The following is a 9,687-nucleotide window of genomic DNA, read 5'->3' as shown; positions in this document are numbered from 1 at the left end:
CGCGTCGACCACCCACTGCACGTCGCTGAAGCTCGCGTGCAGGTCGCGCTGGATGTCGGGCAGCGCGACGACCACGATCGTGACGTCCAGCAGGAGCATGAACGTCCCGATGCAGACCGCCAGGAGTGTCCACCATTTCTTTTCCACGGGTGCAGTCTGGCCCGGCGCGCTCACGAGGGCAAGGGCCCCGGCGCCGGAGCCGGGCCGGGCGGTGGTGTGGGGACCGGGTCGGGGATCGGACTGGGGACTGGATCAGGGATCGGGAACGGCGGCACCGGATCCGGTTCGGGTGGGAACGCAGGGTCGGGCGGCCGGGGCGGGGGCGGCCGTACGTCGCCTGGTACCGGGATGATCTTTTCGGTCATGGCGGGTCGGCTACCCGGCCCCGCCGGAGCTTAAAACCTCCCGAGCGGCAGCCCCTGAGCGGTAACCCCCGACTGGCCGACTTCCCGGCGTCGGCCGGTGCGGCCCGCAAAGCCAGCAGTTCATGGCATACGTGCTGTCGAAAACAACCCGTCGAAACCGAGATCGCCAGTAGGGTCATGAGCTGACGGGGGATCAGTTAGGGCTGTCATCCGGCGCAGGTGACGGCTTCCGGCTTGGCCACCGGCCGTTCACGACCCACACAGGAGCGGACCAGTAGTGTCATGCGGACGCAGAGCGCAGGGCGGCAGAACGCCGTCGAAGAACCGGCCCGTCGGCGGCGTGGCACCCGGCTCTATCTGATCGGTGTCGTGATCGATGCGCTGGGCAGTGGCCTGTGGATGCCGTTCGGCCTCATCTTCTTCACCAGGGCGCAGCACTTGGCAGTGGCGCAGGTCGGGCTGGCGCTCACCCTCGGCGGCATCGTCGGGCTCGTATTCGGTCCGTTCACCGGGACGCTGGTGGACCGCAGCGGCAGTGCGCCCGCCCTCGGCGCGGGCAACGTGCTGCGCACCGTCACGTTCGCGCTCTACCCGTTCGTGAACGCGGCGTGGCAGATCGCGCTGCTGGCAATGGTCACGGCGGCGGCCGACCGCATGTTCTGGACGGCGAACGCGCCGCTGCTCGGCCGGATCGCCTCCGGCCGCGAGCTCGACCGCCTGCTCGGGACGCAGAGCGTCATCCGCATCATCGGCCTCGGCGTCGGCGCCGCCCTGGCCACGCCGTTCGCCGGGAGCGTGCACGGACTTCATGCGATCTCTTACCTCAATGCTCTGACCTTCGCGGTCACCGCCGCCATCGTCTTCCCGGTCGCCCGCCGACTCGAAGCCACGCCCGCCGATCACGGTCAGGACGCCGCGGCGTCCATGCAGCCTGCGACGTGGAAGAGGGTGCTGCAAGACCGTGCCTACGTACTGCTGTGCGTGGCGCAGCTGCTGCTGGCGCTCGCGGCGTCCAGCTTCGTCGTCATACTTCCGCTGGTGTCGCTGTCGGTGCTGCACGGTCCGCTGTGGCTGCCCGGCGGGTCGATCGTCGTCGGCAACGTGGTGCTGGCCGTGGCGCAGAACCCTGCGGTGCGCCTCGGTGAGCGCGCGGCGCGCTGGCGGGTGATCACGGCGTCCGCGGTGGTCTTCGCCGTGGCGTTCGCCGTGATGCTGCCTGGGCGCGGCCTGTCCGAGCCGTGGGTCGTGGTGGTCGTGCTGGCCTCCTCGATCGTCGGGGTACTCGCGGAAGCGCTGTTCGCGCCGCTGATGATCGCCGCCGCCAACCAGGCCGCGCCGAAGGGGCTGACCGGCCGGTACAGCGCGCTGTTCCAGACCTCGTGGGGCGCGGCGAACGTGCTGGCGCCCGCGGTCTGCACCGGCCTGCTCGCCATCGGCTACGGCGTGCTGTGGCTGGGGCTGGCCGGCTTGGTCCTGCTCACGATCCCGATCCTGACCTACGTGACACCGCGGCTGCCCGCCGGAGCGCTGCGTGCCTGACGGCTCGCGGCCCGGCTGGAAAGTCTGAAGTATCTCGCCGCGCTCAGAACGTGACTACGCGCGCTCGACGCGTCGCAGCCCGTGCGTGGGCGTCCACCACTCGATGACGAGCATCGTGGCCTTGTCGTCGAGGTGGGTGTGTACGACTTCGGCGAGCTCGACGCGGAAACGCTCGCCCTCTGGGCTCTCTGGGCCCTCGGTGGTCGGTCCGGCGACGATCGCACGGCCGGAGATCTTCGCCTCGCCCGGCCACCGCGCCTCGGCCCCGTCGATCGGGTCGACCGGGGCGCTGTGCAGGGCGAAGCGTGGATCCCGATGCAAATCGGCGCCCTTGCGAGCGTTCGGCATCGAGCCGAAGAGCAACTCGCCGTCCTCGAAGACCACCTCGATCCCGCTGATCCGCGGCGATCCGTCGGCTCGCAGCGTGGCGATCGTCTTGTGTTTGTGGGCGTCGAACAGCGCTCGCACGCGCCGTGCGAATTCCGGCGACGCCTGTTCGAAGTCCCGCCAAGCCGTCATGGTCTTATGCTCGCACCGGCCACCGACAGGCTGGTCACAGCCGCCGTGGAACACGGGAAGGCGTGGCCGCGCGCCTACGGGGTGGTGGTCTCGGCACACGACGTTCATCGAGTTCTTCCTACGACACCAGTGAACGGGTTTCGAGTTGTTCGAACTCTTCCGTGAGGTAGCTCAGCCGCGGGCCGTGATACGCCATCGACATCGCCTGGAACAAGGTCAGTGAACCGAGCAGATCCATCAGGAGGAACCGGATGAACGCGACCGTGGCGAGGTCGAGTGTCGACAGGTACGTGATCAGCAAAAGGATCATTCCGCGGCCGAGGATCGCGATGGCGCTGATCGTTGCCTCGTCACGGTGCGGGTCGTCGTGCGCGGCCAGCCCGGCGATCAGCAGGATCGCGAACACGGCGCAGACGACGATGCTGAACGACGCGATGTGCTTGAACGATGAATCTGGAGGCAGAACCGCCAAGATGATGCCTGTTCCCGCCGCCCAGAAGCAAGCGCTCAGCGCGCACGTCCATCGTCTGCCGTAACGCACGAGGAAGGTGCGCTTGCCGAACATCGTGTCACCGCGCACGTCGCGGAAGTCCTTGAGCAGGATGCGCCCGATGAAACCGAGATACAGGCCGCCGAGCAGTCCCAGGTCCGACCCGGTCGGTGCGCGGTGCCCTGCCGAGATCCCGAGCAGATAGGGCACCGCGACGTAGCACGCCGGCAACAGCAGTGGCGCGAGCACGCCGCGTTCGACGATGCGTACAGGCCGAATGGAGTAAGCACCGCTTACGCCGAGCCCGACGGCGGTGATGGCGAGCGGCGCCCAGCCGAGGAGGGCGCTGGTCGCGAGTGCGGCACCGCCCGCCGTCCAGCCTGTCGCACGCAACTGCGTGCGGCTCACCGCGCCGGTCACCAGCGGACGACGCGGGTCGCCGGGCAGGTTCACCCGGTCGATCGCCTCGTCCGCCAGATCGTTGCAGGCTACGGAGAAGACCAGGAAGGCGGCGATCACCACGAGGATCTTCAGAAGCGATGCGTAGGCGTTGGGCGCTCCGGCTTGCGCCAAGCCGAGTTCCGCGTACAGCGCGAGGAGCACGAACACCGGTGGCCTAGCCATCACAACGGCCCCCCGCAGTCGCTGGAGCGCCCCACTCGTCGGCAGTCGACTCATTTGTTGCTCCCGTAGTTCGACATGAGGATGGCGACCACGACACCGACGCCCACGAGAGCCAGGCCGGCGAACGCCATCATGGCCGCCACGACGACGCCGAAGACGGATAGGGCCCGCTCATAGCGATACGTGGGCCGCTTGCGCGGTGCGTTCATGCGGGACCGGAATCGGCACTGTGCACGTGATCCGTGCGAGCCGTACGAAGTGACATGACTTCAGTCTCGCGATCCCGTAGCCAGGGGAAATCCGTACGCATACTCAGATCCGGCAGGCGGTGTACTTACTCGGATCATGGGAGAATTCGACCGAAGTCCGATGACAGCGCGTGTAGGGCAGGTGGCGGGGGAGGGGACCATGCAGTCGCCGTTGCGCATGACCGTTCGTGCACTGGCCTTGGACGGCGGTCCCCGTGGGTACGAAGCGCCGCTGTGGCGTGCCCTGACCATCTTCCGTGTCGCAGCGTTCGTTTTCGCGTCGGTGCTGGCGGCCTTCCGCTTCGGCCACTTCACCCACCCGGTGCTTGCGGTATCCGGACTCTTCGTCATGATGCTGTGGACCGGCTACAGCTCGTATGCGTACGACCGCCACGATCGGCGGTACTGGTCGTTGCCGTGGGTCGACCTCGCGATCACGATCGGCTGCCTGCTGCTCACCCGCTGGGTGCTGCCTGCCGGCGACATCACCGTGACGCTGCCGATGCTGTGGATCGCGGGCCCTGTCATCGCCTTCGCGATCCGCACCGGGCGGCGCGGCGGCGCCGTCACGGCGAGCGTGGTTGGCGTCTGCTGCGTGATCGTACGGGGCGGGATCGATCTGACCGGGATCAACGAGACCGTGCTCCTGCTGCTGGCCGCGATCGCGATCGGTCACATCGCCCAACTCGGCCACGAGGCGCAGGCCCGAGCGCAGGAGGCGGCCGCCGCACGAGAGCGCGAGCGTCTGGCCCGCGGCATTCACGATTCGGTGCTCCAGGTCCTGGCGCTGGTCCAGCGGCGCGGAGCCGAACTCGGCGGTGAGGCGGCCGAACTCGGAAGGCTGGCCGGCGAACAGGAGGCCGCGTTGCGCCAGCTGATCGGCACGGGTACCAGCCGGCGTACGGAGGTGCGCCCGGCCGGTACTGCGGATCTGCGCGAGGTGCTCAGCCGGTTCGCTACCGCCACGGTGACCGTCGCCGCTCCGGCCGCCGCGGTCGCGGTGCCGGGCGCCGTAGCCGACGAGTTGGCAGCCGCCGTCGGCGCGGCGTTGGACAACGTCCGTACGCACGTCGGCCCGCAGGCGCCGGCGTGGCTGCTGGTCGAGGACGAAGGTGACGGCGTGATCGTCACCGTCCGAGACGACGGGCCCGGCATCGCGCCAGGCCGACTGGCCGAGGCGGCGGAATCAGGGCGGATCGGCGTGGCCCGATCGATCCGGGGGCGGATCACGGAGTTGGGAGGCACGGTCGTGATCAGCTCGCCTGCCGGCCAGGGCACCGAGGTGGAGATGCGGGTGCCGCGGCGATGATTCGATGATTACGGCGATTACGGCCGTGACGATCACGGCTATGACGAGGACGACGGCGACGAAACGATGACGACGACGAGCGGCGGGCACGCGACGGTCGGCGAACCGGGCATCAGAGTATTGATCGTCGACGATCACCCGATGTGGCGCGACGCGGTCGCACGTGACCTCGCAGCAGTCGGATACGACATCGTCGCCGCGGTCGGCGAGGGGCGCGCGGCCGTGCGTGCCGCCCCGGCGACGCGTCCGGACGTGGCCGTGGTCGATCTGCAACTGCCGGACCTGAACGGCGTCGAGGTGATCAGAGGGCTGCTGGCCGTGCTGCCCGCGCTGCGTGTCCTGGTGCTGTCCGCGAGCGGTGAGCACCAGGACGTACTCGACGCGGTCAAGGCGGGCGCGAGCGGCTACCTGGTGAAGTCGGCGAGCGCTGCCGAGTTCCTCGACGCGGTCGCCAGGACGGCGGCGGGCGAGGCGGTTTTCACCGCCGGACTCGCCGCGCTGGTCCTCGGTGAGTTCCGCCGGCTCGCGGCGACACCGCAGGAAGACACTCAGATTCCCCGGCTGACCGAGCGGGAGACCGAGGTGCTCCGACTTGTCGCCAAGGGGCTGACATACCGGCAGATCGCGCAGCGCCTCGTGCTCTCGCACCGCACCGTGCAGAACCACGTGCAGAACACGCTCGGCAAGCTGCAACTGCACAACCGGGTCGAGCTGGTCCGCTACGTGATCGAGAACGGACTCGTCGAGTAGGCCGGCCGTACCTGCGCCCTGAGTCCCTGCGACCGCCTCGCTGCGCGCGGAACCGCGCGGCCCGCCATGGCACTGCCTCATAGTCTGCGCAATGCGGCACGACTGTCTGTAGCAGGATCGCGACGATGGGTGTGTCCGCTGGCGGCGGCGCGTCTGCGATACGAGGAGCACGGTCATGTCGGAACTCCCAATCTGGCCTATCACAGGATCCGTACCCGCAATCGGCACCCTGGGCGAGTTGCTTCCGCGTAAGGGAGAGACCGAGGTCCTGCGCCTGCTGGAGGGGTTCTCTGGCTACCTCATGGCGTACGGCAGCTCTCAGGAGCACTACGTGTTCACCGCGTATCTCTTTGGCGAGACCCTGGACACGCCCGTCTCCGAAGCCCTGATCAACCAGATCGAGGAGAAGTTCCAGACCTTCCACTGGGGCGCGGACATGGACAAATCCGCCACGACCCTCGGGGATCCGCGCACCCAGGCCAAGGCGACCTTCTCGGGAGGCATCGAGATCTCGCGGCAGGTGCGCTACTGGAACGAGGACCTGACCAAGTACAGCGAGGGCGGGGTCGAGAGGAACGCGAACGGCGAGAAGCCGCAGTTCGGCTTCGACCGGGCCATGGGCGCCGACGAGAACCTCGGCACCATCATCGGCATCGACGACCAGGGCCGCCCGGTCGTGATCGAGGACACCGCGCAGACGACCATCGGCTTCAACGCCGTGTACGACCCTTCGAGCCCGCATATCGCGGGCCTGATCGCGAAGTTCCCGAAGCTGAAGGACGCCGTGGCGTACACGGCCGTCGGGCGCAAGCGGGCCAAGGAGTACCGCGTCGACACCGCGGTGCGCAAGCAGCTCAAGGATGCGCTGGCGATCACGAAGACCAGGCTCTTCGGCGAGGAGTTCTCGATGAAGGGCGCGTCGTCGCTCGTCTCCAAGGCGATCGAGGACACGATGAAGGAAACCGGGAACATCGCCAGCGCGCTGATCAGGGCGGTCGAGGGCACCACCGACGGGGTGCGCTACACGATAGACCTGGACAGGGACGCCTATACGGAGGGCGTGAGCCAGTTCGTCGAGTTCTTCAGAAGCAGGAGGTGGGAGAACACCCAGTTCAAGAACTTCTGGAAGCAGGCCCCGGGGACGGGGAGCGGATACCGCGGGATCAACTCGAAGTGGCTGGTCACCGTCGGCGAGGAGCGGGAGACGGTCGAGGTCCAGTTCCACACGAGGGAGAGCTACTCCGCGAAGGAGGAGCAGACGCACGAGCTCAAGGTGAGCATCAGGGAACTGGGCAACGAGCTGTCCGAGGAGGCGAAGAAGCTTTCGGCGTCGGCCGCCAGGGGCCCCGACGACGAGGTCTATGTCAGCGCGTCCGCCAAGATCGCGCGGCTCCAGCAGCAGATCAAGGAACTGGAGGATGCCCAGCGCAAGGTCTTCGACGACATGGCGAAGGACCACGCGCCCAAGGGTGCCGAGTTGATCGAGTTCAACTGAGAGCAGGACTCGAACCGGAAGGAGGCGCCGGATGTCGGCGGAAGAGGACCTGAAGAGTGCGTACGAGGCGTTCAAGGGTGACGATTACGCCACCGCGTCGCAGCTCTTCTACAAGGTGTACCAGTCGCCCGAGGTGGCCGAGGACGAGGCGCTCAGGCGGGAGACGGCCTGGAATCTCGGGCTGGCCTGCGCACTACAGGACGACCTGGAGGCGAGCCGCGGCTGGTTCCAGGCCAGCGGCTACGGCCCCGAGAAGTTCGAGGAGCAGCAGCTGGGCGAGTTCTACCGCCAGGTGGTCCTCCAGGAGAAGTAACCCGCCACATCTTATATCAGGCTGCTGATGCCAGCGTCTCGACAGGCTCCTGCGCCGCCTGCTCAATCACCGAATTCAAGAGCGCCAGGGCCAGCGTCAGGGTGACTTCGGCGTCCAAGAACGGCACGTTGGATGCATCTACCCTCGGCCTCGGCGGCGGCAGCGGCCTCGGCGGCGCGCTGTCGCCCTGAGCGTGCCCCGGTCGTCCACCACTTCCAGCATCGCGACTCAGAGCGCTCACAGCGCATATGCCTGGCTGCTGACCGACATCGTCGACTTGCCCGAGACCAAGCCGACACCCTCGTCATCAGCGACGTCACTTCGCTCGGGACCGCCGATCACCTCTGGACGAGTGATACACAGACTGGCCTGAGTAACGACGGCTACGGAACGATCACCGGCGGACCTGGTTACAAGGCCGTACCACATCCGTGCCCAAATCCACCTGAACTTTGCCCCGACCTGATAGGCCGGGGCAAAGTCTTGTCACCTAAAGAAACTGTCACGGCAAGCTGTGGCGCGTCGGTGTCTACCCGTACCAGTACCAGTCTCAGTGCAGGGACATGACTGGTTCGCCTTGTGCGTTCAGCCCGGTTCCGGCGATGGTGCAGGTTCCGCTGAGCGCCGCGCCGTTGTTGTACGCCTGGCGCAGGCAGTCGCGCAGCGCCAACTGGCCCCAGTAGTCAGGGTGCAGCGACTCCTGGATGTAGTAGTCGCTGTTGATGGTGGAGACGGTGCGGATCTGGTTGATCCACTCGCTTACGTCCACCGCGCCCGGGTCGGTCCAGCTGGACAAGCCCTCCTCCTCCAGCAGGCCCACCGTGTTCTCGCACAGCCGGTGGCCGTTGAAGGCGGAGGAGATGTCCAGGGTGCGGATGTTGCCCAGACCGGTTTGCGAGGCCGCGTTGAACTCCGAGTTGTCGATGGTGGGCAGCGCGTAGCTGTTGGCCCAGTTCGCGTCCGTGTTCCAGAAGCCGCAGCCGCCGGTGGACTGGCGGGTGTAGCCGGACTGCGAGTACCGGAACCCGGATCCGGGCGGCAGGGGCGAGGGGTAGTCCTGTACCAGGATCGTGTAGGCGGAGTCCGCGTATCCGTCGTTGGCCATGGCCTGGTGCACGTTGAGCAGCGCGGTCTTGATCGCCGCGGTCTGCGCCGCGATGTTCGACGAGGTGAAGTTGCTGGTCACCGAGGAGTCGGTGCTGCAATAGTCCGGCCACCACGACGGCGTGAACAGGAAGTCCTCGACGCAGTCCTGCACGATGGAGCCGAAGTTGTAGTTGTTGCCGCCGATCGACACCGCGACCATCGTCACGTTGTGCGTGGCGGCGAAGTTCTGGAGCATCAGCGCTTGGCCCTGGTTGCCCGAGGAGTCGCTGTAGAAGTCGAGGCCCGGCTTGAAGTTCCCGGAGGAGTCGGTGTAGGTGCTGGTGGTGGCGCCGGAGCAGGCCAGGTTCTCGCCGCTGACCCCGCCGCCCAGGTAGATCTCGGCCGACGCGGAGCGATGGCAGCGGTTGATCAGTTCGGCGGTGTTCGTCGGATTGTCGTAGTAGGCGGTCGGGCCGAGGGCGTCGATGAGGCTCTCGCCGTTGTTGGTGTTGCCGGCCCAGCGTCCGGCCTCCCCGGAGATGTAGGAGTCGCCGAGGCTGACGACCCACGGCGCGCCCTGGCCCGGCCCGTCGGCCAGCGCCGGGCTCGCGACCGCGGCGACGCCGGCGGTGCCGAGCGTCGCGATCATCGTAAGGGTGAGGAGGATGCGCAACGGCCGGTGGGATGCGTGGGAACCGTGGGAATGGTATGAACGGTGCGAACGGCGCATGACAGACCTCTGGTGGGTGAACCGGTATGGTCGCAGCGGAACATGCGGAGGCGGGCACGATCAGTGCTCGTGGCACACGATGACAGCCGCAACCGCCGCCATCCAGGCGCGTGGCGGATCCTTTGCCAACCGTCCCACCGACGGGTCAGAACACGGCATTTTCCCTGGAACACGCCGTGTCAGAGGGTGCCGTGTGGCGGGTGTAACCGTCTGCGATAT

General features: G+C 67.4%; 9 protein-coding genes and 1 pseudogene. 5 read left to right on the top strand and 5 right to left on the bottom strand.

Annotated features, from left to right (window positions below):
* A pseudogene (locus tag VGS97_RS29605) lies at positions 1–147 on the bottom strand (MFS transporter); the annotation flags it as partial.
* 500 nt (positions 148–647) lie between these two features.
* Between VGS97_RS29605 and VGS97_RS16885 the strand changes: the two are divergent.
* On the top strand, positions 648–1,904 hold the full coding sequence (locus tag VGS97_RS16885) for an MFS transporter (protein WP_326854507.1): 1,257 nt from the start codon (positions 648–650) through the stop codon (positions 1,902–1,904).
* Between the two features lie 54 nt (positions 1,905–1,958).
* Here the strand turns inward: VGS97_RS16885 and VGS97_RS16880 are convergent, their stop codons facing one another.
* From VGS97_RS16880 to VGS97_RS16870, 3 genes are all read right to left on the bottom strand, one after another.
* On the bottom strand, positions 1,959–2,423 hold the full coding sequence (locus VGS97_RS16880) for a pyridoxamine 5'-phosphate oxidase family protein (RefSeq protein ID WP_326854506.1): 465 nt from the start codon (positions 2,421–2,423) through the stop codon (positions 1,959–1,961).
* 118 nt (positions 2,424–2,541) lie between these two features.
* Positions 2,542–3,537 (bottom strand): UbiA family prenyltransferase, encoded by a 996-nt coding sequence (locus VGS97_RS16875; RefSeq protein ID WP_326854505.1) that lies wholly within the window; start codon positions 3,535–3,537, stop codon positions 2,542–2,544.
* Positions 3,538–3,587: 50 nt separating this feature from the next.
* Positions 3,588–3,746, bottom strand: coding sequence for a hypothetical protein (locus tag VGS97_RS16870; RefSeq protein ID WP_326854504.1), 159 nt, complete (start codon positions 3,744–3,746; stop codon positions 3,588–3,590).
* A gap of 199 nt (positions 3,747–3,945) precedes the next feature.
* Between VGS97_RS16870 and macS the strand changes: the two genes are divergently transcribed.
* From macS to VGS97_RS16850, 4 genes are all read left to right on the top strand, one after another.
* Positions 3,946–5,094, top strand: a complete 1,149-nt coding sequence (gene macS, locus VGS97_RS16865) for a MacS family sensor histidine kinase (protein ID WP_326854503.1) — start codon at positions 3,946–3,948, stop codon at positions 5,092–5,094.
* A 66-nt stretch (positions 5,095–5,160) separates the two neighbouring features.
* The gene (locus VGS97_RS16860; RefSeq protein ID WP_326854502.1) at positions 5,161–5,844 is read left to right on the top strand and encodes a response regulator transcription factor; all 684 of its coding nucleotides are present in this window, start codon (positions 5,161–5,163) and stop codon (positions 5,842–5,844) included.
* A gap of 175 nt (positions 5,845–6,019) precedes the next feature.
* The gene (locus VGS97_RS16855) at positions 6,020–7,339 is read left to right on the top strand and encodes a hypothetical protein (RefSeq protein ID WP_326854501.1); all 1,320 of its coding nucleotides are present in this window, start codon (positions 6,020–6,022) and stop codon (positions 7,337–7,339) included.
* Positions 7,340–7,370: 31 nt separating this feature from the next.
* Complete coding sequence (locus VGS97_RS16850; RefSeq protein WP_326854500.1) at positions 7,371–7,652, top strand: hypothetical protein; 282 nt, start codon at positions 7,371–7,373, stop codon at positions 7,650–7,652.
* A gap of 550 nt (positions 7,653–8,202) precedes the next feature.
* Here the strand turns inward: VGS97_RS16850 and VGS97_RS16845 are convergent.
* Positions 8,203–9,387, bottom strand: a complete 1,185-nt coding sequence (locus tag VGS97_RS16845) for a hypothetical protein (protein ID WP_326854499.1) — start codon at positions 9,385–9,387, stop codon at positions 8,203–8,205.
* Positions 9,388–9,687: the final 300 nt, after the last annotated feature.

The organism is Actinocrinis sp. (assembly GCF_035946395.1).
In the GTDB taxonomy this organism is placed as follows: Bacteria; Actinomycetota; Actinomycetes; order Streptomycetales; family Catenulisporaceae; genus Actinocrinis.
This window is presented reverse-complemented; position numbering and strand designations above follow the sequence as displayed.